At 51.5% G+C, this 24,749-nt stretch carries 28 protein-coding genes; 14 read left to right on the plus strand and 14 right to left on the minus strand.

Annotated features, from left to right (window positions below):
* Positions 1 to 36: 36 nt before the first annotated feature.
* From J1784_RS11440 to J1784_RS11450, 3 genes are all read right to left on the minus strand, one after another.
* On the minus strand, positions 37 to 264 hold the full coding sequence (locus J1784_RS11440) for a YgdI/YgdR family lipoprotein (RefSeq protein WP_112290154.1): 228 nt from the start codon (positions 262 to 264) through the stop codon (positions 37 to 39).
* A gap of 32 nt (positions 265 to 296) precedes the next feature.
* Positions 297 to 530 (minus strand): YgdI/YgdR family lipoprotein, encoded by a 234-nt coding sequence (locus J1784_RS11445; RefSeq protein ID WP_120133004.1) that lies wholly within the window; start codon positions 528 to 530, stop codon positions 297 to 299.
* Positions 531 to 639: 109 nt separating this feature from the next.
* A complete protein-coding gene (locus J1784_RS11450; RefSeq protein ID WP_238485499.1) occupies positions 640 to 840 on the minus strand; it encodes a hypothetical protein in 201 nt (66 codons plus the stop codon).
* A 293-nt stretch (positions 841 to 1,133) separates the two neighbouring features.
* Here J1784_RS11450 and ycgZ point away from each other — a divergent pair, with 293 nt between their 5' ends.
* The 4 genes from ycgZ to J1784_RS11470 all read left to right on the plus strand — a co-directional run bounded on the left by ycgZ (position 1,134) and on the right by J1784_RS11470 (position 2,462).
* Positions 1,134 to 1,373 (plus strand): regulatory protein YcgZ, encoded by a 240-nt coding sequence (gene ycgZ, locus J1784_RS11455; RefSeq protein ID WP_217149315.1) that lies wholly within the window; start codon positions 1,134 to 1,136, stop codon positions 1,371 to 1,373.
* A 106-nt stretch (positions 1,374 to 1,479) separates the two neighbouring features.
* Positions 1,480 to 1,773, plus strand: coding sequence for a hypothetical protein (locus J1784_RS11460; protein ID WP_120507495.1), 294 nt, complete (start codon positions 1,480 to 1,482; stop codon positions 1,771 to 1,773).
* Entirely contained in the window at positions 1,754 to 2,089 is a 336-nt protein-coding gene (locus tag J1784_RS11465) for a biofilm/acid-resistance regulator YmgB/AriR (RefSeq protein ID WP_238485495.1), read from the plus strand. Before J1784_RS11460 ends, J1784_RS11465 begins: the two co-directional genes overlap by 20 nt.
* Positions 2,090 to 2,204: 115 nt before the next feature.
* The gene (locus J1784_RS11470) at positions 2,205 to 2,462 is read left to right on the plus strand and encodes a biofilm development regulator YmgB/AriR family protein (RefSeq protein ID WP_217149317.1); all 258 of its coding nucleotides are present in this window, start codon (positions 2,205 to 2,207) and stop codon (positions 2,460 to 2,462) included.
* 86 nt (positions 2,463 to 2,548) lie between these two features.
* Here J1784_RS11470 and J1784_RS11475 read toward each other — a convergent pair whose 3' ends face one another.
* Positions 2,549 to 3,790, minus strand: a complete 1,242-nt coding sequence (locus J1784_RS11475; RefSeq protein ID WP_217149318.1) for a diguanylate phosphodiesterase — start codon at positions 3,788 to 3,790, stop codon at positions 2,549 to 2,551.
* A 346-nt stretch (positions 3,791 to 4,136) separates the two neighbouring features.
* On the opposite strand from J1784_RS11475, the gene J1784_RS26635 reads away from it, so the two are divergent.
* From J1784_RS26635 to ttcA, 3 genes are all read left to right on the plus strand, one after another.
* On the plus strand, positions 4,137 to 4,268 hold the full coding sequence (locus J1784_RS26635; RefSeq protein WP_274387323.1) for a hypothetical protein: 132 nt from the start codon (positions 4,137 to 4,139) through the stop codon (positions 4,266 to 4,268).
* A gap of 275 nt (positions 4,269 to 4,543) precedes the next feature.
* Positions 4,544 to 4,834, plus strand: coding sequence for a Bor family protein (locus J1784_RS11480; protein WP_217149319.1), 291 nt, complete (start codon positions 4,544 to 4,546; stop codon positions 4,832 to 4,834).
* 275 nt (positions 4,835 to 5,109) lie between these two features.
* A complete protein-coding gene (gene ttcA / locus J1784_RS11485; RefSeq protein WP_217149320.1) occupies positions 5,110 to 6,045 on the plus strand; it encodes a tRNA 2-thiocytidine(32) synthetase TtcA in 936 nt (311 codons plus the stop codon).
* Between the two features lie 50 nt (positions 6,046 to 6,095).
* Here the strand turns inward: ttcA and J1784_RS11490 are convergent, their stop codons facing one another.
* The 3 genes from J1784_RS11490 to J1784_RS11500 form a co-directional block, all read right to left on the minus strand.
* The gene (locus J1784_RS11490) at positions 6,096 to 6,773 is read right to left on the minus strand and encodes a hypothetical protein (protein WP_217149321.1); all 678 of its coding nucleotides are present in this window, start codon (positions 6,771 to 6,773) and stop codon (positions 6,096 to 6,098) included.
* Between the two features lie 283 nt (positions 6,774 to 7,056).
* Positions 7,057 to 8,040, minus strand: coding sequence for a zinc transporter ZntB (zntB, locus tag J1784_RS11495; RefSeq protein ID WP_217149322.1), 984 nt, complete (start codon positions 8,038 to 8,040; stop codon positions 7,057 to 7,059).
* A gap of 177 nt (positions 8,041 to 8,217) precedes the next feature.
* Positions 8,218 to 9,165 carry a LysR family transcriptional regulator gene (locus tag J1784_RS11500; RefSeq protein WP_217149323.1) on the minus strand — a complete coding sequence of 316 codons (948 nt, stop codon included), beginning with the start codon at positions 9,163 to 9,165 and terminating at the stop codon, positions 8,218 to 8,220.
* A 114-nt stretch (positions 9,166 to 9,279) separates the two neighbouring features.
* On the opposite strand from J1784_RS11500, the gene J1784_RS11505 reads away from it, so the two are divergent.
* Positions 9,280 to 10,482, plus strand: coding sequence for an MFS transporter (locus J1784_RS11505; RefSeq protein WP_217149324.1), 1,203 nt, complete (start codon positions 9,280 to 9,282; stop codon positions 10,480 to 10,482).
* A gap of 88 nt (positions 10,483 to 10,570) precedes the next feature.
* Here the strand turns inward: J1784_RS11505 and J1784_RS11510 are convergent, their stop codons facing one another.
* Both J1784_RS11510 and ycjG read right to left on the minus strand, forming a co-directional pair.
* A complete protein-coding gene (locus J1784_RS11510; RefSeq protein WP_217149325.1) occupies positions 10,571 to 12,205 on the minus strand; it encodes an ABC transporter substrate-binding protein in 1,635 nt (544 codons plus the stop codon).
* A gap of 133 nt (positions 12,206 to 12,338) precedes the next feature.
* Complete coding sequence (ycjG, locus tag J1784_RS11515) at positions 12,339 to 13,316, minus strand: L-Ala-D/L-Glu epimerase (protein WP_217149326.1); 978 nt, start codon at positions 13,314 to 13,316, stop codon at positions 12,339 to 12,341.
* A gap of 118 nt (positions 13,317 to 13,434) precedes the next feature.
* Between ycjG and tpx the strand changes: the two genes are divergently transcribed.
* Complete coding sequence (tpx, locus tag J1784_RS11520) at positions 13,435 to 13,938, plus strand: thiol peroxidase (protein ID WP_217149327.1); 504 nt, start codon at positions 13,435 to 13,437, stop codon at positions 13,936 to 13,938.
* Between the two features lie 84 nt (positions 13,939 to 14,022).
* On the opposite strand, the gene tyrR is transcribed toward tpx, so the two are convergent.
* On the minus strand, positions 14,023 to 15,597 hold the full coding sequence (gene tyrR, locus J1784_RS11525; RefSeq protein WP_217149328.1) for a transcriptional regulator TyrR: 1,575 nt from the start codon (positions 15,595 to 15,597) through the stop codon (positions 14,023 to 14,025).
* A gap of 266 nt (positions 15,598 to 15,863) precedes the next feature.
* Between tyrR and xthA the strand changes: the two genes are divergently transcribed.
* Positions 15,864 to 16,673, plus strand: coding sequence for an exodeoxyribonuclease III (gene xthA / locus J1784_RS11530; RefSeq protein ID WP_217149329.1), 810 nt, complete (start codon positions 15,864 to 15,866; stop codon positions 16,671 to 16,673).
* A gap of 5 nt (positions 16,674 to 16,678) precedes the next feature.
* Positions 16,679 to 17,074 carry a pyrimidine (deoxy)nucleoside triphosphate diphosphatase gene (locus J1784_RS11535; RefSeq protein WP_217149330.1) on the plus strand — a complete coding sequence of 132 codons (396 nt, stop codon included), beginning with the start codon at positions 16,679 to 16,681 and terminating at the stop codon, positions 17,072 to 17,074.
* 78 nt (positions 17,075 to 17,152) lie between these two features.
* On the opposite strand, the gene J1784_RS11540 is transcribed toward J1784_RS11535, so the two are convergent.
* The 3 genes from J1784_RS11540 to J1784_RS11550 all read right to left on the minus strand — a co-directional run bounded on the left by J1784_RS11540 (position 17,153) and on the right by J1784_RS11550 (position 20,187).
* Positions 17,153 to 17,470, minus strand: a complete 318-nt coding sequence (locus J1784_RS11540; RefSeq protein ID WP_217149331.1) for a DUF1496 domain-containing protein — start codon at positions 17,468 to 17,470, stop codon at positions 17,153 to 17,155.
* The gene (locus J1784_RS11545; RefSeq protein WP_217149332.1) at positions 17,463 to 19,412 is read right to left on the minus strand and encodes a DNA topoisomerase III; all 1,950 of its coding nucleotides are present in this window, start codon (positions 19,410 to 19,412) and stop codon (positions 17,463 to 17,465) included. Before J1784_RS11545 ends, J1784_RS11540 begins: the two co-directional genes overlap by 8 nt.
* Before the next feature lie 223 nt (positions 19,413 to 19,635).
* A complete protein-coding gene (locus J1784_RS11550) occupies positions 19,636 to 20,187 on the minus strand; it encodes an NAD(P)H nitroreductase (protein WP_217149333.1) in 552 nt (183 codons plus the stop codon).
* Positions 20,188 to 20,366: 179 nt separating this feature from the next.
* Between J1784_RS11550 and sppA the strand changes: the two genes are divergently transcribed.
* The 3 genes from sppA (at position 20,367) to pncA (ending at position 24,039) form a co-directional block, all read left to right on the plus strand.
* The gene (sppA, locus tag J1784_RS11555; protein ID WP_217149334.1) at positions 20,367 to 22,220 is read left to right on the plus strand and encodes a signal peptide peptidase SppA; all 1,854 of its coding nucleotides are present in this window, start codon (positions 20,367 to 20,369) and stop codon (positions 22,218 to 22,220) included.
* 156 nt (positions 22,221 to 22,376) lie between these two features.
* On the plus strand, positions 22,377 to 23,390 hold the full coding sequence (gene ansA, locus J1784_RS11560) for an asparaginase (RefSeq protein ID WP_120507475.1): 1,014 nt from the start codon (positions 22,377 to 22,379) through the stop codon (positions 23,388 to 23,390).
* A 19-nt stretch (positions 23,391 to 23,409) separates the two neighbouring features.
* Positions 23,410 to 24,039 (plus strand): bifunctional nicotinamidase/pyrazinamidase, encoded by a 630-nt coding sequence (pncA, locus tag J1784_RS11565; RefSeq protein WP_217149335.1) that lies wholly within the window; start codon positions 23,410 to 23,412, stop codon positions 24,037 to 24,039.
* A gap of 68 nt (positions 24,040 to 24,107) precedes the next feature.
* On the opposite strand, the gene J1784_RS11570 is transcribed toward pncA, so the two are convergent.
* Positions 24,108 to 24,710 carry a LysE family translocator gene (locus tag J1784_RS11570; protein ID WP_217149350.1) on the minus strand — a complete coding sequence of 201 codons (603 nt, stop codon included), beginning with the start codon at positions 24,708 to 24,710 and terminating at the stop codon, positions 24,108 to 24,110.
* Positions 24,711 to 24,749: the final 39 nt, after the last annotated feature.

Below are 24,749 nucleotides of genomic sequence, written 5' to 3' on the forward strand. Positions count from 1 at the left end.
GTTTTAATGTCAGACAAAAATGATTGAGCACCGGATTTACTTCGGAAGTTCTGTTACCTGTTTCACTTCAGTTTTGCTGATCTGCTGTTTCACACCGTTGGCATCGGTGTATTCCAGCAAGCCGGAATCGGCTTCTTTTGGTTTGCCGTCACTGATGATGGTTCGCGCATCATTCGTCTGGATGGCATAACTGGTGCGCGTGCAGCCAGACAAAGCCGCCACACATAACACTGCCGCTAATGGTAAAAGTAATGTCCTATTCATGATCCTCTCCTTTGATACGTTTCCCGGATAAATCAGTTATCCAGTTCGCTCATGTTTTTAACCTGGTCGCGATTAATCTGCTCAGTCTTGCCGGTTTCCGCGTTTTTATAGGAGACCAGACCTGTATCGTCATCTACCTGAGGTTTCCCGTCCGTCACGATGGTTTTTCCGTCCGTCGTTTTAATAGCCTGGTTCGAAGCACAGCCTGCCACAAACAAAATTGATACAGCAGCCAGCGATGCGGCGATTAGGTTATTCCTCTTCATACATTTCCTCCTGAAAGGGGTTCTGACTTAACAATTAGCTTAATAAGTATAGTCAGTCTTTCCGGAGGCTTTGGAAAATAGGACAAATGGAAGTTTAATGGTCGTTTTATCAGCGGCCATTAAGTCGCTCGATGGCCAGTTGCAGCGCATCATTAGGCTCGCCAAGGGCATCAACTGCCTCTTCCTGTACGCGATCCAGCCACAAGGCCACGCGCTCACGGCTGATTTCCTGGCCGTTTTGCGCGAACATCAGACAACACTCACCCACCATACGACAGGCTTCCTCAAAGGCCAATTTTGAATTTTCCACCTTAACTCCAGATAACACCAAAAAGGTCACCTTTTGTTTAACGGCAGTTTTTGAAAAAAGTTGTCTCTTTTTACCCAACCTTTACCATAATGTTTTCTGAACATTGTTTTCCGGACAGGTAAAATCATTGTATCCGTTGCTTACTGTCCCGATTCAGCCGGGTCGCGATTAAGAATAATCTGTATTCCTGTCACTTATTCCTAAAAATACCTGTACAACTTTCTACATCTTGTATAACTTTATAGTCACACAAGTAATCATTAACAACGCACACATTAACAAGAGGATATGTCATGCGTCAGAATAAGCACGATGGTATGTCACCAGAAGCCTCCCCTTCTTTATACAGTCAGGGTTTTTCTAAAGAGGAAACAATGGGGCGCGTTGTGGTTGAAATTCTGGAAGCAGGCAAGAATCTTAATCGCAAAGCGTTATGTTCTAAGCTGTTGAATCGTGTTGAATCCGCTGGCAGTGAAGAAGAGGAGAAGCATTACATGAAGCTAATCCGTCTGGTTCTTGAGCGTGATTCATGATCAATTGAAATAATGACATCATTCCCAATGGAATAAAGTAATAACTCTGAACCTTAAGCTAATCTGCCCAAGTCCCTTGGTCAGCGTATATTCAGAGGCTGATATTATGTACAGAAGCAACGAAGAAAAATTAACGGATAAACTGATTGGTGAGGCAGTAATTTCCTTACTTAAATCAAAAAGTCCGATATCAATCGACAGACTCATTAAGCAATTACAGTTTATGGCTGTAAGTGCTGACAACTTAAATCGAAAAAGCGCCCTGGAGCAGATCATTAATGAGATGCGCCACGATCAGGCTGATAAGCGTGCGCGTGTCAGTTATGAAGTACGGGACGTCGACAATGTACGACACTTTTTCAATGCTGAAGGGCCGTCCGATGACCAGAAAAAACATTGATACATCAAGCGAATGTGTAGCAAGCCACAATGATTCGGTTGTATCAAATACATCTCAGTCGATGACAGACGCAGTCAGTCAAACAGGTATTTATAAACATTTTTCTAAAGTGAGCGAACTCTATTCCAGTGAAGCTGAAGTTCTGGGTGCTGCAATTCGTCTTATTCTGGCGAATAAAGGTACGGTGACCAATAAGGCCATCATACTGCATCTGATTAATCAGCTTGAAACCACTTCCGATGTCGTGCAGCTGGATATTCTGCGCGGTGCACTGGAAATGGTAGTGGGCATGACGCCCGATGATTCCGGCTTCTGATCCTCTGACAAGAGGCCACTTTATTATTCGCATCGCGCTCACCCTTAGTAGTTACAGACGGGCGCGGGAAATTTTAAATAACAGGTTCTGAACAACAAACTCGGAGGGTATTAAAATGCAAGACGTGTCTTATACTCATGTTACATTGGCTGATTATATTCTGGCAGAAGATCCTGAACTTCTGGTTGAAAACGAAACAGTTCTCCGTTTATATAAAAACCTAAAAAAACAAAAAGAAGTTGTTACTCATAAAGATATTATTCTTTGTCTGATTCAGAAGATTGAGCAGGAAAGTGATGCAGATAAGCAGGATGTCTATCTGGAAGCACTTGAATACGTTGTTTACCGCACACCTGATGATGATATTTTATAAATAGCAGCTACGCATTATGCAATGAGCCCGGCAAGTAATTCTTGCCGGGCTCATTCGTTTAAACATTTTGCGCAGCCTGCAAGTCCTCAGAGAGCCTGTTGACCTGACTGATATTCATAAGCGATTTCTGGCCATGTCACTGCCGGAACACCTTTCAGCCTTGGCTCAGCAAATAATTCGCCCTGGAAATTACACACCCCTGCCGCATCCAGCCACATCCACTCTTCCGGTTTTTCAACACCCGTCGCGATGACAGAAATTTCTAACGCAGAGCAGAATCTGATGATGGCCTGAACGACGGCCTGTTTCGGTCCGCTGGTATGAATGTCACAAATCATATTGCGATCAATCATAATCTTGTCTGGCTGACACTGAGTCAGCAGTAATAATCCCGCAGAACCCGCACCGAAATCATCAATCGCCAGACGCATTCCCGAGGCTTTGAGCTGTTTCATCGCGGTAGAAAACTTGTCTTCACGCGTGATGACGCCGTTTTCGGTGATGGCCACCACAATTTGTTCCGGCACCAGTCCGCTGGAGGTTATGTCATTCACCAGCGACTCCACAGCATTGGGCACCATGACCAGTGTCATAGGCAGAAGCTTGATGGAAAGCGTTTTGTCGCTGATCCCCATTTGCTTCGCCATGCCAAACGCCAGCTTTTTAGATTTGAGATCTGCCTCGTAGATAGTGGTTCCGGATAAACGGGCGTAATACTCCATCGCTGAACCGCCTTCCGGGCCGCGGATTGTCGCCTCGTAAGAAATTATCTTGCGGCTTAGCGGGTCAACAATCGGCTGAAAGGCAAAATTGTAGTCCTGCATTTCAGGAAATATAAATTCTACTTGTGGTTTCAGAGGCTCACTGGCGACGAAAGACCAGGAATCTGCCGGCAGAATTTCGAGGTAATTTTCCTTCTCACGCGCCTGCACAAAAGTGCATAAGAATTGAAGCGCCCGGTCTTCATAAGTGAGCTGATATTTAGACGTTCCTTTATCAAGCACCGCCTGAAGCACCTCATCTTCGTGATGATGTCTGAGGTCGAAGAGCTCCATTCCGACATTGCCGAAGCGGCGTGACTGCGCATAGTCGCGCATGAGAACCACCACGTTATGATGCCGCGGGTCCTGGCAAATCGAACCGTAAAGCGCATCTACGGCCTCTTCAGGCCCTTCCAGCAACTGGAAGAAGTGCATCCCGTCAAAAAGCAGGATCCCGGTAATGCTTAAAAGTTCGTTGTTAACATTGGCCTGTGACACCATTTCTGCCACTGAGTCAGACTGTACGTGCTCACTGATGTGGCTGCGATAAACGAGGGTTAAAAGCATCGGGTGTTTCCAAAATGATCTGGTTTAGACCCTCAGGGTAGCAGAAATTTCGTTTAGGGAAATATCCTAATCGTACATTTTAGTTTATGTATTGGATGAGGAAGTGCGAGCTGTCAGCGGAGACTCATCATTACAAATTAATTCGGCAACTGAAGTAACAGCACCTATTAAAAGTCGGACTATTTCGCAATGTTAACCTCATCAATATTTACGATATAGGTATAAATCATTGCGTTTTCGCAAGGTATCCCATGTTGATGATCGATAAATTGGATTATGAGATTATTAGTCCTACTGAAAATAATCTCTATAAGAGAACATATAATTCTTTAATTAAGGGATGGAAATGAAAAAATTACTGGTAATTATCTTTGTGGCTGCTTTCGGCCTGATGAGCCTTTCCGCAAACGCCTGCCCTAAGGGTGAGCATCCGCATGGCGGCACAGGTTCCCATCATAAGGGCGGGTATTGCGAATAATTATCCATACGCTTTAACAATCACTTCCAACGGCTTCATAATAATAATCTGAAGCCGTTTTTATTTTATTGATTATCATTCCGCCCATCAATTTTAACTAACCAATAACGTTGAGCGTTTTTTAAAACAACATAGAAGGATATCATTTATTACATACTTCAACGCAGGGTAAACCATAAATTTTAATCACTAAAAATAACCCGTGGTCGGATATGTAAACCACGCTTCAGGCAAGAAACTATGGTTTCACTTATTTATTATCAATATGAGTTATTATGAAAAAGTTAATGATTGCGGTTCTTGCAGTAACAGTATTGTCAGGTTGTGCTCAGCAGACATTTAAGATCCACGATGATGTTGCAGTACAGCCCGCTCATGTGACGAAACAAGCTTTCTTCGTTAACGGCATCGGACAGGAGCACACTATAGATGCAGCCCAAATCTGCGGCGGCGCAAATAAGGTTGTTCGTACAGAAGTGCAGGAATCCGGTATGGATGTGTTGCTTCGCGTTGTCACGCTTGGCATATACACGCCTCGCGAAGCCAGAGTGTATTGCGCGAAATAATTATTGCGAAAGTGAGTGTATCAATACCTGCTGCGCTGACTGTAAGGTGGGTCAGCAGGTTTTCATTCGTAGCCCCCTTTTACCCCCAAACCCTCCCCTTTCTCAATCCGCTATAAAACGCGCTGACATTCGGTGGCGTAATCCGTATCATACGCGCCACAACGCCGTCCGGACGGCAGACATGCGCAGCGGGCAGACAGAAATGTACAATGCTAAACTCGCGCTATGACGTCCGTGCCTATCTGGTGCCCCTTTTTGAGTCAGAGTTACTATTAATGTCAGAAAATCAATCAGTTGATAAAAAAGCTCAGTACAATCTGAATAAATTGCAAAAACGCCTGCGCCGTGACGTCGGGAAAGCGATCGCCGATTTCGGCATGATTGAAGAAGGTGATCGCATTATGGTCTGTCTTTCCGGCGGGAAGGACAGTTACACCATGCTGGAGATTTTGCGCAATCTGCAACAAAGCGCTCCGGTGAATTTCTCTCTTATCGCAGTTAACCTGGATCAGAAACAACCGGGTTTCCCGGCGCATATCCTGCCGGAGTATCTGGAAACGCTGGGCGTGGAATACAAGATTGTCACCGAAGACACCTATTCCATCGTCAAAGATAAAATTCCGGAAGGCAAAACGACCTGCTCTCTGTGCTCACGTCTGCGTCGCGGGATTTTATACCGCACCGCCTCAGAACTGGGCTGTACTAAAATTGCGCTGGGTCATCATCGCGACGATATTCTGCAAACTCTGTTCCTCAATATGTTTTATGGCGGCAAGCTGAAAGGGATGCCACCAAAACTGATGAGTGATGACGGAAAACACATCGTGATCCGCCCGCTGGCGTATTGCCGCGAGAAAGATATCGAGCGTTTCTCGATTGCGCGTGAATACCCGATAATCCCTTGTAACCTGTGCGGATCACAGCCAAACCTGCAACGTCAGGTTATCGGTGACATGCTCAACGACTGGGACAAAAAATATCCTGGCCGCATCGAAACCATGTTCAGCGCGATGCAAAACGTGGTGCCTTCACATCTCAACGATATGAATCTTTTTGATTTTAAAGGGATTAAACACGGCAGCGAAGTGATTGACGGCGGAGATCTTGCCTTTGACCGTGAAGATATTCCAATGCAGCCTGTAGGCTGGCAGCCGGAAGATGATGAATCCGCAGCGCCGGTTGAACGTCTGAACGTGTTAGAAATTAAGTAATTTCCATGCCTGCATCTCAGAAGCCCGCTTAAAAGCGGGCTTTTTTATTTTCAGGCCAGCGTGTAAGTGTCGGTCCAGTTGTAGTTGGTCATAACCAGTTTTACCGGCAGGCTGAGTGAACCGAAGTTTTGCTGCTTGTTGTGCAGAAAGAATTCCCGCAGGGACGACGGCAAATATTGCGCACTGTAACGCATGAGCGTGCTGTGCCAGAAGATTTGGGGAATTTCGGTATTTGGAAACCGCTCACGTATTTTCCCCGCCCATTGCGTGGTGAGAAGATGTTCCACCAGCGCCTGACGGACGCGCAAACTTTCCTCATCCGGAAATCCGGCCAGCAGCAACTGATCAGGTAATGCAATCAGTCGCAAATCGCTGATATGCATAATATGACCACGGCAATACTGGTTGAAGATTTCAATCAGCCCGTCAAGATTTTGCGCATCTTCAGGCCGATCGTAAAGCGCCTGCGTTATGGCAAAAAAGGTAAAGTGCATGCCATCCCGTGGCGCAACATCAGCCAGTGCATCGCCCTGCGCCGCTGTTACGATATCTTCCAGTAATCCGCTCATCGAAGGCCCTGCACGGTTGCCGCTGGTGATTGCCAGACGCTCGGGATGATAAAAAGGTTCAGTTCTCACCGCGCCGGTTTCCGGATGCGTGTCCCATACACTCAGCGTCTTAAGGTTCGTGTTTTCATATGCCTGATGAATCATTTCCCGGGTATGCAAAGCAAACTCCTGTTCTGTCCAAAAGTGAGCGCAACACGGCAAAAGTGCCCGACAGTGCCCTTCACAGAGGATAAACCTCAAAAAGATTGAGCGAAATCAACATTAGAATCGCGGAATCGGTGCAGTATCTATTTCGCAGGTGAATGCAACGTCAAGCGATGGGCGTTGTGCTCCATATTGTCTTATTTCCAAATTTTTAGAATTAATGCATAGCACAATTTAATTCGAACGACGCCGGTCTTATGACCGGCTTTTTTTTGCTTTTTTTCAGCAGCTTAGCGACTTATAACCACCGGCTTTTCTTCATCCATAACGCCACGCCACCACCTAATGCCACCAGACAGGCACAGAAAATCCCGAACCCAAACGGCGATGTGTTCCCCGGAATGCCGCCCAGGTTAACGCCGAATAACCCCGTCAGGAATGTCGCTGGCAGGAAAACCATTGCCAGAAGAGACATGGTGTAGGTGCGGCGGTTCAGGGAATCGGCCATCAGTGAGCTGATTTCATCCGACAACACCGCTGTACGCGCAATGCTGGCATCGAGATCGTCCAGTCCGCGCCCCAGACGGTCCGAGATTTCCTGCATCAGACGGCGGTCGTCGTCATTCATCCACGGCAGGCGTTCGCTGGCCAGACGGGAAAAGACGTCGCGCTGCGGCGCCATATAACGACGCAGGACGATGAGTTGTTTGCGCAAAAGCGCCATCTGGCCGCGCTCGGGTACCTGCTGTTCCATCAGATCATCTTCAATATCGATAATTTTATCGTGCAAATCTTCGATGAAATTACTGGTCTGATCGGTCAGCGCATCGCAAATTTCCACCAGCCAGCGACCGGTATTCTTCGGCCCGCTGCCGGACTTCATATCACTGAGCATCTCTTCCATTGAAAACACCTTACGGTGTCGCGTAGAGACGATCATTTTGTCGGTAAGATAAACACGAATAGTAACCAGCTGATCAGGACGCGAATCCGCATTAAGGTTGATGCTGCGCAACGTGATTAACGTGCCTTCTCCCACGCGCACCACTTTAGGACGAACACTGTCACCGGCCAGCGCCTGACGCACGGTATCGGGCAGCACGGGCGTGCTGTTAATCCACTGCTCACTGGCGGGCAGCGTGTAATCCAGATGCAGCCAGCAGGGCTTTTCTTCGCTGGCGACGCACTGCGGGCTGATATTATTCACCCCGCCCTGACCGTCCATCTGCAGGGCGTAAACGGCATCTGAAACCTGTAATTCTTTTCCCTTAATAACTTCCACGATATTCCTCGCTTTTTCTGCGTTATTATTTTAAGTCTAGCGTTAAGTGACTGAAATTCAAAAAGTCAGCTCAGGGCAAATTCATTCTCCTGAATGCATTGCCCGATCATGCCACCGGAATTGAAAAAAGGTGTTAAGGCCAGCATGTTTAATGTTTCGCGATATAGCAGAATATTACTATCCGCCAGGTGCCTGCATTTCTGCCAGTTCCGGCATGACGCTGCGCATCATTTCGAGAAATTTACGCAGACGCGCCGGATAATAACTGGAATACGGATACACCAGATAAACAGGCAAAGGTAAGGCATTCCAGCCGGGTAATACGCGCTGCAAGCGCCCTGCCTCCAGGTCTTCCTTCACCACCCATGCGGACACAATACCCGCACCCAGTCCGGAAAGCGCGGCCTTACGCACGGCGTATAAACTGTCCGTTGCCAGACGCGGCACAATGGGACAACTTTCTATATGCCCGTCGTTATCATGGCGCAGCCTGACATCGTTACGATAAAAAGTACTCAGAGAAATCCAGGGTAAATCTTTCAGTTCGCTGACCTCTCTGACCGGATATTGCTGTAATAATTCCGGGGTTGCCACCACAATGCGCGGCACTTCCGCCAGTAAAATGGCCACCATTGAAGGATCCGGTACATTCCCGACCTGTATCGCACAGTCGATATCTTCGGCGATAAAATCCGGCGTACGGTCATTAAGCATCCAGTCCACCGAAAGATTCGGGTAACGCTGCAAATAACGGGTCAACGGTGCGATGAGCTGATCCTGCCCAAACGCGTGCGGCGCACGAACACGCAAAATACCTACCGGTTCATCTCCGGCGCCGCTCAGTTGATCTTCCAGCGCAGCCCAGCGTTCCAGCACGAGTTTTGCCTGTTCATAGCACCGCTCACCGTCGTCAGTGAGTTTCATGGCGTGCGTGGTACGCAGAATAAGCTTCGCGCCCAGCAGGCGTTCGAGCGACTGCAAACGGCGGCTGACGGTCGGCTGGCTGGTGCTCAGTTGCACGGCAGCGGCGGAAAGACTGCCACTTTCCACGATGCGTACAAAAGTTTGCATCAGGTCGATCCGGTCAATGCCGCTGGTGATGGGGGTCGGGATGGGTGTGCTCATACGCCTCACGTATAACTGTTTTACCTTTGTGCAGGCTACCACTTATAACCAATTCCGTGAAGAATGCATTCAGCGCGCACAACCCCGTGAACTCATTCATCAGGAAATTACGTTATGTCAGAACTCTCCGGTACAACCGCCGTTAACGACTCAGCCCTTTCCGGCAAAATCATTTTTACTCTGGCCGCTGGCGCCGGACTCAGCGTCGCTTCGATTTACTACAGCCAGCCGATGCTCGGCATAATGGGCGGAAACCTGAACGCCAGCACCACGTCGGTCGGGCTGATCCCTACGCTGACGCAGGCCGGTTATGCACTGGGCATTTTGTTTCTTATTCCGCTGGGCGACCGTCATGACCGCCGTACCATTATCTTGCTGAAAAGCATTCTGCTGGCCGCCGCATTGCTGCTTTGCGGCTTTGTGCCGGGCATTCACGGGCTGCTGGTGGCAAGCCTGATAACCGGTATTGGTGCCACGATGGCGCAGGATATCGTACCGGCGTCAGCGCATCTTGCCCCACCGTCTCAGCGCGGAAAAACGGTCGGCACGGTGATGACCGGCCTGCTGGTCGGGATTTTGCTTTCCCGTGTACTCAGCGGTTTTGTGGCAGAGTATTTCGGCTGGCGGGTGATGTATCAGCTGGCGGCGCTGAGCGTTGCGCTGATTGGTGTGGCGCTTTGGCGGGTTCTGCCGCGTTTCACGCCGGATACGCGCATCAGTTATGCCGCACTGCTGCATTCGATGTTTGGTCTGTGGAAGAACTACAAAACGTTGCGTCATGCGGCTCTGGCACAGGGATTGCTCTCGGTGGCGTTCAGTGCGTTCTGGTCAACGCTGGCGATCATGCTTAACGAACAGTTTCATCTGGGCAGCGCAGTGGCCGGTGCATTTGGGCTGGCGGGCGCTGCCGGAGCACTAGCCGCGCCGCTGGCGGGTGCATTGGCCGATAAAAAAGGTCCGGCGCGGGTTACTCAGATTGGCGCCGCGCTGGTGATGGTGTCTTTCGCAGCGATGCTCCTGCTGCCGCTGTTGTCGCCACACGCCCAGCTGGCACTTATAGTGCTGAGCGCTATAGGTTTTGACTTAGGCATTCAGGCCACGCTGGTTGCGCATCAGACATTGGTTTACGGACTTGAACCAGCGGCACGCGGCAGGCTGAACGCCCTGCTGTTCACCGTGGTATTTATCGGTATGTCGGCGGGCGCGGCTCTGGGCAGTAAAGCGCTGGAAGCCGGTGGCTGGTCAGGCGTGGTATTGCTGGCAACTGTCGCCGCCGGTGCTGCGTTACTGGTTCGTCTGTTCAGCCGTAAAAGCTGAGCAGTGAGCTAAAAATACAAGCGCCCGCTGATAGGTGCAGCGGGCGCTTTTTTATGCCTGTTTTTTCCCCTGAATATTGCGCTGAATATCAATGCTTCAGGATGAACATTTCCTGACTATAAGCCACGTCTTCCGGATTGGTGATCGGGTATCCTTTCACCCACGGCTTAATTAAACGCCCGTTGGTGTACTGATAAATCGGCGCAATCGGAGCCTGCGTAGCGATGATTTGCTCGGCTTTGTTGTAATCGTCGTTGCGGCGCGCCTCGCTGGTTTCACGGCTGGCGTCAGCAATCACTTTGTCGTATTCCGCACTGCTGAATTTGCTGATGTTACCGTTATGCGTGGAAGTCAGCAGCGACAGGAACGTCGAAGCTTCGTTGTAATCGCCGACCCAGGAAGCGCGGATCACATCAAAATTGCCGGTGTTGCGGCTGTCGATGTACGTCTTCCATTCCTGATTAACCAGCTTAACATCCGCACCCAGTGTCTTTTTCCACATCGAGGCCACCGCGATGGCAATTTTCTGATGGCTTTCGGACGTGTTGTACAGCAGCGTCAGATGCAACGGTTTAGACGGCCCGTAACCCGCCGCCGCAAGCAGGCTTTTCGCCTGTGCGTTCAGCTCTTCCTGCGAATATTGTTGCAGCTCACTTTCCACCGGTTTGAAACCGTTGGTAACGTCAGGGGTAAAGCGCCACGCCGGTTTTTCGCCAGTGCCCAGCACTTTTTCGGCGATAATTTTACGGTCAATGCTCAGGGAAAGCGCCTGGCGCACGCGGGCGTCGTCGGTTGGTGCGCGACGAGTGTTGAAAGCGTAATAATAAGTGCCGAGCTGATATGGCGTATAAACCTGTCCCGGTAAATCATGCGTCAGCATTCTGTACTGATCTTTCGGGAATGATTCGGTGATATCAATATCGTTGGCCAGATAGCGTTTAGTGGCGTTGGACTCTTTATTGATCGGCACGAAAGTGACTTTGGTCAGCACGGTATGCGCGTGGTCCCAGTAATGCGGATTGGGTACCAGCACCAGTTTTTCATTCACCACGCGGTCTTTGAGCACAAACGCGCCGTTACCGACCAAATTGCCCGGCTTGGTCCAGTCATTGCCAAACTTTTCTACCGTGGCTTTGTGCACCGGAAACAGGCTGAAATTCGCCAGCAGACTGACAAAATAAGGCACCGGTTTATCCAGCGTGACGCGCAAAAGTGTCGGGCTGACGGCGGTCACACCCAATTTATCGACGGGCATTTTCCCGGCGATGATGGCATCTGCGTTAGCAATTCCGGCCAGTGCGGCAAACCAGGCACCGGTCGAGGAACCTTTTGGATCAACCAGACGCTGCCAGCTGTAGACAAAATCCTGCGCCGTGACCGGATCCCCATTCGACCATCTGGCATCTTTGCGCAGGGTGAAAAGGAATACCTGGTTGTTTTGGTTTTGCCAGCTTTCGGCAACACCCGGCACACTCTTACCGGTCGCGTCCTGATTCACCAGGCCTTCGAATAAATCGCGGGCAACCTGTGCCTCAGGCAAACCCACGACCCTGGACGGATCCAGCGAAGCGGGTTCATCTTTAATGTGGCGGACAATTTCCTGTTTTGCCGCGAGCTGCGTACCGGCGGGAACCTGAGCGGCGATAGCCTGACCGAGAGTCAGAGCTACCAGCGCAGCGCATACGGAATAGGATAAAAGCGGAAATGATTTTCCCTGCGGCATAAATTCTCCTGAACGGACAAAGGGCTACGCCCTGAAACATTCAGGAGTTTTATCATTACCTGCCGCAATCCCCTATAAGAAATCGTTACAGATTTGCCTTCGCGCACAAAACCGCAGCAGCAGGAGATAAAATTCAGGCGGAACCGGCGATATCAATACCGCCGCAATGAAACTTCAGTGCAGGTTCGACATCCTGCGCCAACCAGGTTGGGCCATCGAGATCGACAAATTTTGCGCCTGCAGTAAGCACCAGTGCGGCGCGAATGGCGCGCGATGTACACAACATACAGCCGAGCATGATATCAAACCCCGTTTCACGCGCCGCCTGCGCCAGCAGAAGTGCGCCGGTCAGACCGCCGGTTTTATCCAGCTTAATGTTGATCATTTCATAGCGATTTTTCAGTGCAGGCAAACCTTCGACTGTGTGACAGCTTTCATCAGCGCAGATCGGCAGAGGATGAATGAAGTTTTCCAGTGCGGAATCTTCACCTGCCGGAAGCGGTTGTTCGAGCATCAGAATGCCTAAATCGGCCAGCAACTGACAGCGCGCAGCCAGTCCGTCGCTTTGCCAGGCTTCGTTGGCATCGACAATCAGCGAGGCATTCGGAACAGCGGCGCGAACAGCCACCAGCCTTTCGGCGATCAGGCGGTCGTCGAGTTTAATTTTCAGCAATGTCGCGCCCTGCTTTTGCAGCGCCAGTGCCGCCTGAGCCATCTCCTCAGGAGTACCGATGCTGACAGTCTGCGCCATGCTGACCGACGCCAGAGGTTGGGTATCGGTCATCTGCCACAAACTCAGGCCGCGGGTCTGAGATTCCAGGTTCCACAACGCGCAGTCGAGTGCGTTCCGCGCAGCACCGGGTGGCAGCAAATGTTGCAATTGTTCGCGACTGGCACCTCGCTCAATGGCCGTCACCACGCTGGCGATTTGTGCCATTACGGAGCTTTCGCTTTCGTCATAACGCGGATAAGGCGTGCATTCACCAATACCGCGAATACCATTTTCTTCGATTTCAACTGCCACAACGCGGGCTTCGGTACGGGTTCCGCGGGAAATCACGAACGGCGTATGTAACGGCCAGGCTTGCGGATAAAAGCGAACACTTCTCATAGCAGTTCCTTTGGTTATGCATAATGGATACAACTATTTAGCAATTATTATATATCCAACTTACAATTGTTACCCTAAACTGAAAGCCGTTTGACTCCAATGGACATAGGAAATAATCATGACCCAGACAGTACACTTTCAGAGCAACCCGGTAAGCGTTGCAGGCAAAATCCCGCAAAAAGGCGACGTTGCCAAGCCTTTCAGCCTGGTCGCAAAAGACCTTTCTGATGTCAGCCTGAGCAGCTTCGCAGGCAAGCGTAAAGTCCTGAACATTTTCCCAAGCATTGATACCGGCGTTTGCGCGACATCAGTGCGTAAATTCAACCAACTGGCTGGCGAAATTGAGAACACCGTTGTTCTGTGTATTTCTGCTGACCTGCCATTCGCACAGTCACGTTTTTGTGGCGCGGAAGGCCTGTCTAACGTGGTCACTCTGTCGACCCTGCGTGGCGGTGATTTCAAATCCGACTACGGCGTGGGCATCACCGATGGCGCACTGTCTGGCCTGACTGCACGTGCTGTCGTGGTTCTGGATGGTCAGGACAACGTGCTGTACAGCGAGCTGGTGAATGAAATCACCACCGAACCTGACTACGAATCTGCACTGGCTGTTCTGAAGTAATTTCAGCGTCTGCAGACAACAGATGAAAAAAAAGCAACGGAGCAATCCGTTGCTTTTTTATTAGGGCTGACCCGCAAATGCGAATTACTCTTCGCTTTCGCCGGTTTCTCCGCGACGGCTGCTGAGGCCGTATTCACGCAGTTTATTGGCGATGGCCGTATGTGAGACGCCCAGACGCTTCGCCAGTTTACGCGTGCTTGGATAAGTACGATAAAGACGGGTCAGCACGGAGCGTTCGAAACGTTTGCTGATATCGTCAAGTGAACCGTTCAGGGCTTCTTCGCCAATCGTCACTTCAGCGTCAAAGTCCGGCAGAACGATATCCTGCGGGCGCAGTTCGCCGCCTTCCAGCTGTGTCAGTGCGCGATAAATCGCATTTTTGAGCTGACGGACGTTTCCCGGCCAGCCGTAATGCGTCAGATAGTTTGCCAGCTGCGACGACAGTTTTGGTCGCGGCATGCCCTGTTCATCGGAGAAGCGCGCCACAAACAGCTCAGTCAGTGGCATTACATCGGCAGGACGCTCGCGCAGCGGCGGTAACGTCAGGCTCAGCACGTTGAGGCGATAATACAAATCCTCACGGAATTCGCCGCGCTGCACCAGCTCCACCAGGTTTTTCTGCGTCGCGCACATCACGCGCACATCCACTTTCACCTCATGCTCTTCACCCACGCGACGGAATGTCCCGTCATTGAGGAATCGCAGCAGTTTGATCTGCATTCTCGGCGACATTTCACCGATTTCATCGAGCAGCACCGAGCCGCCGTTTGCCTGCTCGAAAAAGCCTTTTTTGCCTTCCAGCGCATTCGGATACGCACCGGCGGCATAACCAAACAGTTCGCTTTCTACCACATCGTCCGGCAGCGACGCACAGTTCAGGCCGAGGAAGGGCTTTTTGCCACGAGCGCTGCGCACATGACAGGCGTGAGCCAGCAAATCTTTGCCGGTGCCGGTATCACCGACAATCAGCAGCGGCGCATCCAGCATCGCGAGTTTGCGCGCCTGATCCAATACGTGACGCATTTTGGTACTGACCGCGACAATGTGGTCGAATTCGCTGTCATCGTTGACCGTTAAGTCCTGCAACTGGCGCCCCATGCGCGCAGCCGATTTGAGCATGACGACAGCACCGGCAATCCCGCCTTTTTCGTTCTCGTCATCCACATGGATTGGCGTGAGATCCATCAGAAAATCCTGGCTGCGGATCACAATACGTTCGGTGTGCGGCTGGGCGTTGTCGCTTTCAAGCCAGCGCGTGACGTTGTAACTGGTGATCAGGCTCGCCGCCGTCGCATTGCGAATTTTATCTTCATCGAGTTCAAACAACGCCATCGCCGCCGGGTTGGCCTGCTCGACTTTGCCTTTCATATCAATGGAAAAAACCGGTTCCGGCATGGAAACCAGTAAAGCGCGTAACGCCCGATGCTCCCGCTCAGAAGGCATGAACGATACGGTACGGACATCTGTCACACCGTCGATACGGCGGATTTCAGCCATCAGGGCGCGAAAAGTGTCAAAATCCAGTTGGGAAAAATTCAGGTAAATGCGGCCAATCGAGGCAATCTCGATACCGCGTAAATCAATACTGCGTAAAACCAGTAAATCGAGGAGTTCACGGGTGAGACCCAGGCGGTCTTCGCAAAAAACTTCCAGACGCATCAGTGTTGACCTTTTTCTGCCGGTGCGGAAATCGCTGTAGCCATAATACTCTTTCATGTACACGGGAAGAAGAGACTGTCACGAAAAGTTGACAAAATAATTCGCCGAATGAAATCCATTTGCCATGATTTTCAGGCAGACGTTTTGCTTTTACAGACGTTTATTCTGGCCACCACCATCACATCATCCTTCATCGTGATTTCGCCATTACGCCCTTTTTCTGCTACTATCGCGCTTCTGATTTCATCGCCAAATGGTTCCCGACTATGAAGTTCGTCTCCTTTAATATCAATGGATTGCGCGCCCGCCCACATCAGCTTGCGGCAATTATCGAACAGCACCAGCCTGACGTTATCGGTTTGCAGGAAACTAAAGTTCACGACGATATGTTCCCGCTGGAAGATGTCAGCCAGTATGGTTATCACGTGTTTTATCACGGCCAGAAAGGCCATTACGGCGTTGCCATGCTGACTAAGCAGGAACCGGTGGCTGTACGCCGTGGTTTCCCGGGTGACGATGAAGAGTCTCAGCGCCGTATCATCATGACTGACATCGAAACACCACAGGGCATTCTGACTGTGATTAACGGTTATTTCCCGCAGGGCGAAAGCCGTGACCATCCGACCAAATTCCCGGCTAAAGAGAAGTTCTATCGTGATTTGCAGGATTACCTGACTACCAGCTTGTCCGTGAATAATCCGGTAGTGGTGATGGGTGATGTGAATATCAGCCCGACCGATCTGGACATTGGTATCGGCGAAGACAGCCGTAAACGCTGGCTGCGTACCGGTAAATGTTCGTTCCTGCCGGAAGAACGTGAATGGATGGATCGCCTCAAAAGCTGGGGCTTAATTGATACCTTCCGCGCGGCGAACCCGGAAGCAGCCGATAAATTCTCGTGGTTTGATTACCGTTCACGCGGTTTTGATGAGAACCGTGGCCTGCGTATTGACCTGATCATGGCGAGTACGCCGCTGGCGGCACGCTGTAAGGCAACCGGTATCGATTACGATATCCGCGGGATGGAAAAGCCGTCTGACCATGCGCCAATCTGGGCGACGTTCGATTTGAAGTAATGACCATGAAGACGATTGACGTGGTCGCCGCCCTGATAGAGCGTGAAGGCAAATTGCTGCTCGCCCGTCGGGACGCATCCAGCGATCAGGCCGGTTTATGGGAATTCCCTGGCGGAAAAGTGGAAGCCGGAGAAAGTCAGCCCGCCGCATTAGCACGTGAATTGCATGAAGAAATGGGCATCATGCCGACAGTGGATGATTTTGTGACCACCAGCGAATTACAACAGTCTGCCCGGCTTATTTGTCTTCACGGCTGGCGGGTCAGCGGATTCACAGGGACGATTACGTTACACTGTCACTCTGAAATCTGCTGGGTATCGCCTGCCGACGTGCTGTCGTTTGATCTGGCACCGGCAGATATTCCATTGATCGAAGCGTATCTGGCGAAATTTGCTTTCTGACGGGTGTATGCAAACAAAAAAAGGCGCGGAACTGGAAACAGTTCGCGCCTTTTCTTTATCAGAAACCGTAAGAAAGCGTTATTTCTTCAACACTTCCCATTTGAGTTCATTGGTGCCGACCACGTTCGGGTCGCGTGAACATTGCAACACTACGCTGTCCGCCGTTACCACAGCGCCTTCGCTGTAACTCTGGTTATTATAGATACAGCAGTTGTGGCAGGTCGGCGCACTGTTATTGTTGTTGCTGCCGCTGTTTTCCCAGATTTGCGGCGGCAGCGGCACCACGACGTCCGCGCCGTTGCCGATATTGCTGCGGTTCGCCATCGCCGGTGCAGACAGCAGCACGGAACCAGCCAGTAACGCCATCAGCACATTTTTCAACAATACGTTATTCATCACTGTTTGCTTCCTTCCCTTTGGTGCTCGCTTTGCGGCGTTTGGGGGCGCTTTTGCCTTTCGCCGCAGCCCCCGCCGGTTTGGAAGGCAGACTGCGGAATGCCGAAGACACCCGGTTCGTTTTGGCCTGCATGATGAGATTCTGCAACGTCACGACCAGCGGTTGCATGAAATCCTGATAACGGCAGCTCTTTTCACTGATACGCGTCAGCGTAGATTCCCAGTCAGCGGTCATATCTGGCCGCCCGGCAATGTCCGGCAGCGAGTGGATCAGTGCGCGCCCGGTATCGCTGGAATGAATATAACGCCCTTTCTTGTACAAAAATTCACGCCGGAACAACAGTTCGATAATCCCTGCACGCGTGGCTTCTGTACCCAAACCGTCGGTCGCACGCAGGATTTTCTTCAGTTCTTTATCCTGAACAAAACGCGCAATCCCGGTCATGGCAGAAAGCAATGTGGCGTCGGTAAACGGCCGCGGCGGCTGGGTCTGGCGTTCCACCACTTCCCCGCGCTCGCACAGCAGTTCATCACCTTTGGCAACCACCGGCAGCGGCGTCCCTTCGTTTTCTTCGTCGCGCTCTTTGCTGCCCAACAACGTTCTCCAGCCAGCTTCCGCCAGGAAACGCGCCTTGGCGATAAACTTACCGCCCGCGATATCCAGATCGATAACGCATTTGCGGTACACCGCATCCGGGCAAAACTGCATCAGATACTGACGCGCCACCAGGCCGTAAATCTTGCGTTCATCGTCGGTCAGATTCACGTTGCTGCTGCGTGCCGTCGGGATAATCGCGTGGTGCGCATCGACCTTTTTATCGTCCCAGCAACGGTTACGGATATCGGTATCCACGACCGGTTGCGGCATCAGATCCGGGCGGTGAACGCTAATGGCATTGAGGACGGAATGACGACCGGCAAAGTGCTCCTCCGGTAGATATCGGCTGTCTGAACGAGGATACGTAATCAATTTGTGCGTTTCATACAATTTCTGACAGATATCAAGAATTTGCTGAGCACTCAGACCAAAGGCTTTCGAGCCTTCAATCTGCAATGTGGAAAGCGAAAACGGCAGCGGCGCGATGTCATTCTCACGTTTATCATTATAGCCGGTAACCATCGCCGGTTGCCCGGCAATACGCGCCACCACGTGATCAGCCAGCGGACGATGCAACAAACGCCCTTCTTCATCCTGATACGGCTCGCAGGAATCGCTCGGCTGCCACAGCGCCACAAAACGCTCATCGGCTGGCGTAATGATATGCGCTTTCACTTCAAAGAAATCTTTCGGCACGAAGTTTTCGATGTCTTCGTCACGGCGCACCACCAGCCCGAGCACCGGAGTCTGTACGCGGCCAACGGACAGGACGCCGTTGTAACCGGCATTGCGGCCAAGAATGGTGTAAGCCCTTGTCATGTTGATGCCGTAAAGCCAGTCGGCGCGGGCGCGGGCCAGTGCGGAAACACACAGCGGAATAAAATCGCGGTTGTCGCGCAGCCGGTCAATGGCACGCTCGACGGCCTGCGGATTGAGATCGTTAATCAGACAGCGCTGGGTCGCGTGGCGTTTTTCCGGCGTCAGCTCAAGATAATCCAGCACTTCATCCACCAGCAATTGCCCTTCGCGATCCGGGTCACCGGCGTGGACGACCTGAGTTGCCTCAAGCAACAGGCGTTTAATCACATTGAGTTGTTTGGCGACGGAAGAACGCGGCTGAAGTTGCCACTTTTCGGGAATGATCGGTAAATCGGACAGAGACCAGCGCGCAAAGCGGCTGTCGTAGGCATCGGGCTGCGCCTGTTCAAGTAAGTGGCCGACGCACCAGGTCACGACCTGATCGTTGCCACAGGCAATATAACCGTCGCCCCGGCGATGAGGTTTAGGCAGGACATCCGCAATGGCGCGGGCAAGGCTGGGTTTTTCCGCAATGAACAAACGCATCAGGCTATACCTGCCTGCGGGGTGATCGCTACAAAGATTTCCATTATCCCATCCTTCATTTCACTACGTCCTCATGATGCAGAGATGGCTATGTTAGCCGCTGGCGAAGCAATTAGTAAGACGGTTCGAAGGATCCGCGACGGTGGTCGCTCAAATAGGCAGCAAAAACCGGTTTTATCGGAAAAGCCCGATGAAAACCGGTTAATTAACGAGCAGCTGAATTTTAGAAATGGGTCACAAAAGGCGTGCTGTCGGTCGGGATCACCTGAAGGCTCGCTTTCAGCTGCGGTGTGCCGAGATACAGGAAGCCGACAATTTTATCGTTCTCACCGCATTTGAAGGCCTTGCGAACATCCGCATGGTCAGTCCATGCGCCGGTACGCCAGATACCGTTGAAACCTTGCGCCAGCGCAGCCATCTGCATCGCCTGAACAGCACAACCGGCGGAAAGCAACTGTTCCCACTGCGGGACTTTCGGGCTTTCCTTGCAGGCCGCAATCACAGTAATGATTTGCGGGGCGCGAAGTGGCGCCTGCGTAGCTTTCTCGATGGCCTTTTCATCCGCACCGTCTTTGATGGAAGCAGCCCGCAGTAATTCGCTGAAACGGGTCAGACCGTCGTTTTCAGCAATAACAAAACGCCACGGCTGCAAAGCACCGTGATCGGGTGCGCGCATACCGGCGTTAATGATGTTTTGCAGCGCCTCGCCTGCCGGAGCAGGAGCAGCCAGACGGGAAGCGGAACGGCGGTTAAGTAATAATTCCAAAGCGTCCATTTTAATCTCCTGAGAATAATTGCTATTTACCTTACGTTAACATAGCAGCTACAGCTTTTTCCAACGCATCAGATGCTTTCAGATAATGCGTCGTTGCCAAATTCTGACATGATTTAAAGCTGACTTTTTTCCGGCGTGTCATTAGGATAGCGGGACTTATCTGTCTTATTGGAGAGACCATGCGCACATTGTGGCGAATTATCGCCGGTTTTTTTAAGTGGACCTGGCGTCTTCTTAATTTCGTCAGAGAATTTATTCTCAACGTTTTCCTTATTCTGATCATTCTGGCTGGCGTGGGCATCTGGTATGCCGTGCAGGACAAGCCAGTAGAGACTACCAAAGGTGCGCTGCTGGTTGACCTGAGCGGTTCCGTGGTGGATAAGCCTTCAGTGAATAATAAAGTCCGTCAGTGGGGTCGCGAATTGCTGGGCACGTCGAGCAGCCGTTTGCAGGAGAATTCCCTGTTTGATCTGGTCGATACTATTCGCGCGGCAAAAGATGACAAAAACGTCACGGGTATCGTGTTGCAGCTGACTGATTTCACCGGTACTGACCAGTCATCTATGCAATATATCGGCAAGGCGCTGCGTGAATTCCGTGACGCGGGCAAACCGGTATATGCCATCGGCGACAGCTATAATCAGTCGCAATATTATCTGGCGAGCTATGCCAACAAAATCTATCTTTCGCCGCAAGGTGCGGTGGACTTGCACGGTTTTGCTACCAATAATCTGTATTACAAGTCCCTGCTGGATAAGCTGAAAGTCACGACCAATATCTTCCGCGTCGGGACGTATAAATCTGCCGTTGAACCGTTGATCCGTGACGATATGTCCCCTGCGGCACGTGAAGCAGACAGCCGCTGGATTGGTGGACTGTGGACTAACTATCTCAATACCGTTGCAGCAAACCGCCAGATAACGCCAGAACAATTGTTCCCAGGTGCTGCGGGTGTATTAGCGGGAATGCAGGCCACCGGCGGCGATATGGCACAGTACGCACTGAAAGCCAAACTGGTGGACACGCTGGCTTCCCGTACCGAAGCGGACAACGATATGGTGAAAGCGTTTGGCTGGAATAAAGACGCCAAAGACTTTAACTACACCAGCATCTACGACTATTCACCTAAACCAAAACCGGACAATAACGACCCGCAAATCGCCGTGATCTTCGCAACCGGGGCCATCAACGACGGTGAAGAGCAACCGGGTGCAGTCGGTGGCGACACCACGGCCCAGCAAATTCGTGATGCCCGTCTGGATCCGAAAGTGAAAGCGATTGTGTTCCGCGTCAACAGCCCAGGTGGTAGCGTCAGTGCCTCTGAAGTGATCCGCTCCGAACTGGCTGCTGCGAAAGCCGCAGGCAAACCGGTCGTGGTTTCAATGGGCGGCATGGCGGCATCCGGCGGTTACTGGATTTCAACGCCAGCGAACTACATCATCGCCAGCCCGAGCACCCTCACCGGCTCCATCGGCATCTTTGGCGTGATCAACACCTATCAAAACACGCTGGATTACGCAGGCGTTCACACTGACGGCGTGGCGACATCGCCGCTGGCGGATATTGCTTCCACCAAAGCGCTGCCACCAGAGTTCTCACAAATGATGCAGCTGAACATCGAGAATGGTTATAAAACCTTCCTCGGTCTGGTAGCCGATTCACGCCACAAAACGCCTGAAGAAATCGATCAGATTGCGCAAGGCCACGTGTGGATAGGTTCCGATGCCAAGGCCAATGGTCTGGTGGATGAACTGGGTGATTTCGATGACGCCGTGAAGAAAGCCGCTGATCTGGCGAAACTGCCGAAATGGCAGCTGAACTGGTATGTCAGCGAGCCAAGCCTGAGCGATCTGGTGTTCTCGCAGGTCAGCGCATCCGTTCATGCCATGCTGCCAGCGGCGATCCAGGCTTATCTGCCTGCGCCGGTGAGTAAAATGGCGTTGGAACTAAAATCACAGGCCGACCTTTTCAGCAACATGAATGACCCGCAAAATCGTTACGCACTTTGCCTGACCTGTGGTGACGTGAAGTAAGGCTCACATTTTGAGATAAAGTGGGATAAAGAATCACCATAATGCACAGCCCGGAGCGCTCGCTGAGAACTCCGGGCTTTTTTATGGTGGGACACCCGCCGCGAAGCCTTTATACTTAGCGCAGTTGCTTTCACCTTTCAAAAAAGAACATCTTCGATGACTAAAAAATCTATTTACGTTGCCTATACCGGCGGCACAATCGGTATGCAGCGTTCTGAACAGGGTTACATTCCGGTTTCCGGCCATTTACAACGTCAGCTGGCGCTGATGCCCGAATTCCACCGCCCTGAGATGCCTGAATTCACCATTCAGGAATATGCGCCACTGATGGATTCTTCCGACATGACGCCGGAAGACTGGCAGCACATTGCCGATGATATTCAGGCGCATTACGACGAGTACGACGGTTTCGTTATCCTGCACGGCACGGATACCATGGCTTTCACCGCTTCTGCGCTGTCTTTCATGCTGGAAAATCTGAGTAAACCGGTCATTGTGACAGGGTCACAAATTCCGCTTGAAGCCCTGCGTTCTGATGGCCAGATTAACCTGCTGAACTCGCTTTACATCGCTGCGAATCATCCGGTCAACGAAGTCACGCTGTTCTTCAACAACCGTCTGTATCGCGGAAACCGCAGCACCAAAGCGCATGCCGATGGTTTCGATGCCTTTGCATCACCTAATCTTTCGCCGCTGCTGGAAGCCGGGATCCACATCCGTCGCCTTTCCACGCCTTCGCTGCCCGTCGTGCCTGCTGCGAAGCTGAAAGTGCATCACATCACCCCACAGCCGATTGGCGTAGTGACGATTTATCCGGGGATTTCGGCAGAAGTCGTACAGAACTTCCTGATGCAGCCAGTGAAAGCGCTGATCCTGCGCTCTTACGGCGTCGGCAACGCGCCGCAAAAGGGTGACCTGCTGAAAGTGCTGAAAGACGCCTCCGAGCGAGGCATCGTGGTGGTGAATCTGACGCAATGCATTTCAGGGCGTGTCAATATGGGCGGCTATGCGACCGGTAACGCGCTGGCGCATTCCGGTGTGATCAGCGGGTTTGATATGACCGTTGAAGCCGCGCTGACCAAACTGCACTATCTGCTCAGCCAGACGCATACTCCGGAAGAAATCCGCGAGCTGATGCAGCAAAATCTGCGCGGCGAACTTACCGAATAATTGGCGTTTAAGGGGCAATATGAAATCTGCTTTGTTGCTGGTCGATCTGCAAAACGATTTTTGTCGCGGCGGCGCGCTGGCGGTGACTGATGGCGATGCGACTATTGCGGTCGCTAATCAGATGATGGCGTGGTGCAAAAGCCAGGACATTGCCGTGCTGGTGTCACAGGACTGGCACCCTGCCGGACATCGCAGCTTTGCCATCAACTCGCAAGCAGAGCCCTGGACACTGGGCGAACTGAACGGGCTGCCGCAAGTCTGGTGGCCTGTTCACTGCGTTCAGCAGGAACCGGGCGCTGAGTTTCACCCTTCCCTGAACCTGCCGCTGGTGGACTTTGTGGTGCAGAAAGGCACAAATCCGGATATCGACAGTTATAGCGCCTTTTTCGACAACGGCCATCGCGCAGCCACCGTACTGAACGACTGGCTGAAAGCGGCAAAGGTAACGCATCTGTATGTGATGGGACTGGCGACGGATTATTGTGTGAAATTCACCGTACTTGATGCACTCGCGCAGGGTTATGAAGTCACCCTGCTGACCGACGGCTGCCGTGGCGTAAATTTGCAGCCAGAAGACAGTGCAGAAGCGGTTGAAGCCATGCGGGTTGCGGGGGCGGTGATCAGTACGTCTGGGGCTGTGTTGGCCTGAGTTTTGTTACCCTGCTAATGGAATAGCAGGGTCTGCATAGCATCGGCATTTATAGTCAGAAATCTCACTCAGTGAAAAAAACTGCTCAACGCAAAAACAATCAGCAATCCCCCGCCCGCTATATTAACGACCTTTTTCAGGGTCAGCGTATTTACCTTACTGGCAGAAAAGATAAGCACCTTGCTGATGGCAATGAGCCAGACCGACATCACCACAATGTGCACGGTCGCCAGAACCATATACTGTCCGATCTCACCCTGGCGGCCCGCAAACTGTGAAACCACGGTCAGATAAAACATAATGGCTTTCGGGTTAAGCACATTCGCGAGCCAGGCATCTTTCAATGTCACCACTGCGCCACTGCTGTCAAAAACCATCTCACGCGCAGTCAGACCGCTTCGAATAAGCTGGATACCCAGCCACAGCAGATAGGCTGTGCCGGCAATTTTTAGAATAGAGAAAAGCGTCGGGGATGCCACCAGTAAAGACGTAATGCCCAACCCGATAAGGATTGCATGCGTATAAATGCCGAGAGCAGTTCCAAGGAGCGTTCTGAATAGCCCTTTGCGGCCACCAGACAGTGCGCTGTTCATGGCAAGCGTAAAGCTTGCGCCGGGGGAGAGTGCAACGGGAAGTAATGCAGGGATAAAACCGGCTAAATTGATGTCCATATTCATGCAAAAAACTTAGAGGATATTCGTGTATTTTTA

This window comes from Rahnella ecdela (assembly GCF_019049625.1).
Taxonomy (GTDB): Bacteria; Pseudomonadota; Gammaproteobacteria; order Enterobacterales; family Enterobacteriaceae; genus Rahnella; species Rahnella ecdela.

Bases quoted from the DNA above. Each gene is read 5' to 3' on its own strand.
- J1784_RS11440 (WP_112290154.1), bottom strand. From the start codon at position 264: ATGAATAGGACATTACTTTTACCATTAGCGGCAGTGTTATGTGTGGCG.
- J1784_RS11445 (WP_120133004.1), bottom strand. From the start codon at position 530: ATGAAGAGGAATAACCTAATCGCCGCATCGCTGGCTGCTGTATCAATT.
- ycgZ (WP_217149315.1), top strand. From the start codon at position 1,134: ATGCGTCAGAATAAGCACGATGGTATGTCACCAGAAGCCTCCCCTTCT.
- J1784_RS11460 (WP_120507495.1), top strand. From the start codon at position 1,480: ATGTACAGAAGCAACGAAGAAAAATTAACGGATAAACTGATTGGTGAG.
- J1784_RS11465 (WP_238485495.1), top strand. From the start codon at position 1,754: ATGACCAGAAAAAACATTGATACATCAAGCGAATGTGTAGCAAGCCAC.
- J1784_RS11470 (WP_217149317.1), top strand. From the start codon at position 2,205: ATGCAAGACGTGTCTTATACTCATGTTACATTGGCTGATTATATTCTG.
- J1784_RS11475 (WP_217149318.1), bottom strand. From the start codon at position 3,790: ATGCTTTTAACCCTCGTTTATCGCAGCCACATCAGTGAGCACGTACAG.
- J1784_RS26635 (WP_274387323.1), top strand. From the start codon at position 4,137: ATGAAAAAATTACTGGTAATTATCTTTGTGGCTGCTTTCGGCCTGATG.
- J1784_RS11480 (WP_217149319.1), top strand. From the start codon at position 4,544: ATGAAAAAGTTAATGATTGCGGTTCTTGCAGTAACAGTATTGTCAGGT.
- ttcA (WP_217149320.1), top strand. From the start codon at position 5,110: ATGTCAGAAAATCAATCAGTTGATAAAAAAGCTCAGTACAATCTGAAT.
- J1784_RS11500 (WP_217149323.1), bottom strand. From the start codon at position 9,165: ATGAGCACACCCATCCCGACCCCCATCACCAGCGGCATTGACCGGATC.
- J1784_RS11505 (WP_217149324.1), top strand. From the start codon at position 9,280: ATGTCAGAACTCTCCGGTACAACCGCCGTTAACGACTCAGCCCTTTCC.
- J1784_RS11510 (WP_217149325.1), bottom strand. From the start codon at position 12,205: ATGCCGCAGGGAAAATCATTTCCGCTTTTATCCTATTCCGTATGCGCT.
- ycjG (WP_217149326.1), bottom strand. From the start codon at position 13,316: ATGAGAAGTGTTCGCTTTTATCCGCAAGCCTGGCCGTTACATACGCCG.
- tpx (WP_217149327.1), top strand. From the start codon at position 13,435: ATGACCCAGACAGTACACTTTCAGAGCAACCCGGTAAGCGTTGCAGGC.
- tyrR (WP_217149328.1), bottom strand. From the start codon at position 15,597: ATGCGTCTGGAAGTTTTTTGCGAAGACCGCCTGGGTCTCACCCGTGAA.
- xthA (WP_217149329.1), top strand. From the start codon at position 15,864: ATGAAGTTCGTCTCCTTTAATATCAATGGATTGCGCGCCCGCCCACAT.
- J1784_RS11535 (WP_217149330.1), top strand. From the start codon at position 16,679: ATGAAGACGATTGACGTGGTCGCCGCCCTGATAGAGCGTGAAGGCAAA.
- J1784_RS11540 (WP_217149331.1), bottom strand. From the start codon at position 17,470: ATGAATAACGTATTGTTGAAAAATGTGCTGATGGCGTTACTGGCTGGT.
- J1784_RS11545 (WP_217149332.1), bottom strand. From the start codon at position 19,412: ATGCGTTTGTTCATTGCGGAAAAACCCAGCCTTGCCCGCGCCATTGCG.
- J1784_RS11550 (WP_217149333.1), bottom strand. From the start codon at position 20,187: ATGGACGCTTTGGAATTATTACTTAACCGCCGTTCCGCTTCCCGTCTG.
- sppA (WP_217149334.1), top strand. From the start codon at position 20,367: ATGCGCACATTGTGGCGAATTATCGCCGGTTTTTTTAAGTGGACCTGG.
- ansA (WP_120507475.1), top strand. From the start codon at position 22,377: ATGACTAAAAAATCTATTTACGTTGCCTATACCGGCGGCACAATCGGT.
- pncA (WP_217149335.1), top strand. From the start codon at position 23,410: ATGAAATCTGCTTTGTTGCTGGTCGATCTGCAAAACGATTTTTGTCGC.
- J1784_RS11570 (WP_217149350.1), bottom strand. From the start codon at position 24,710: ATGGACATCAATTTAGCCGGTTTTATCCCTGCATTACTTCCCGTTGCA.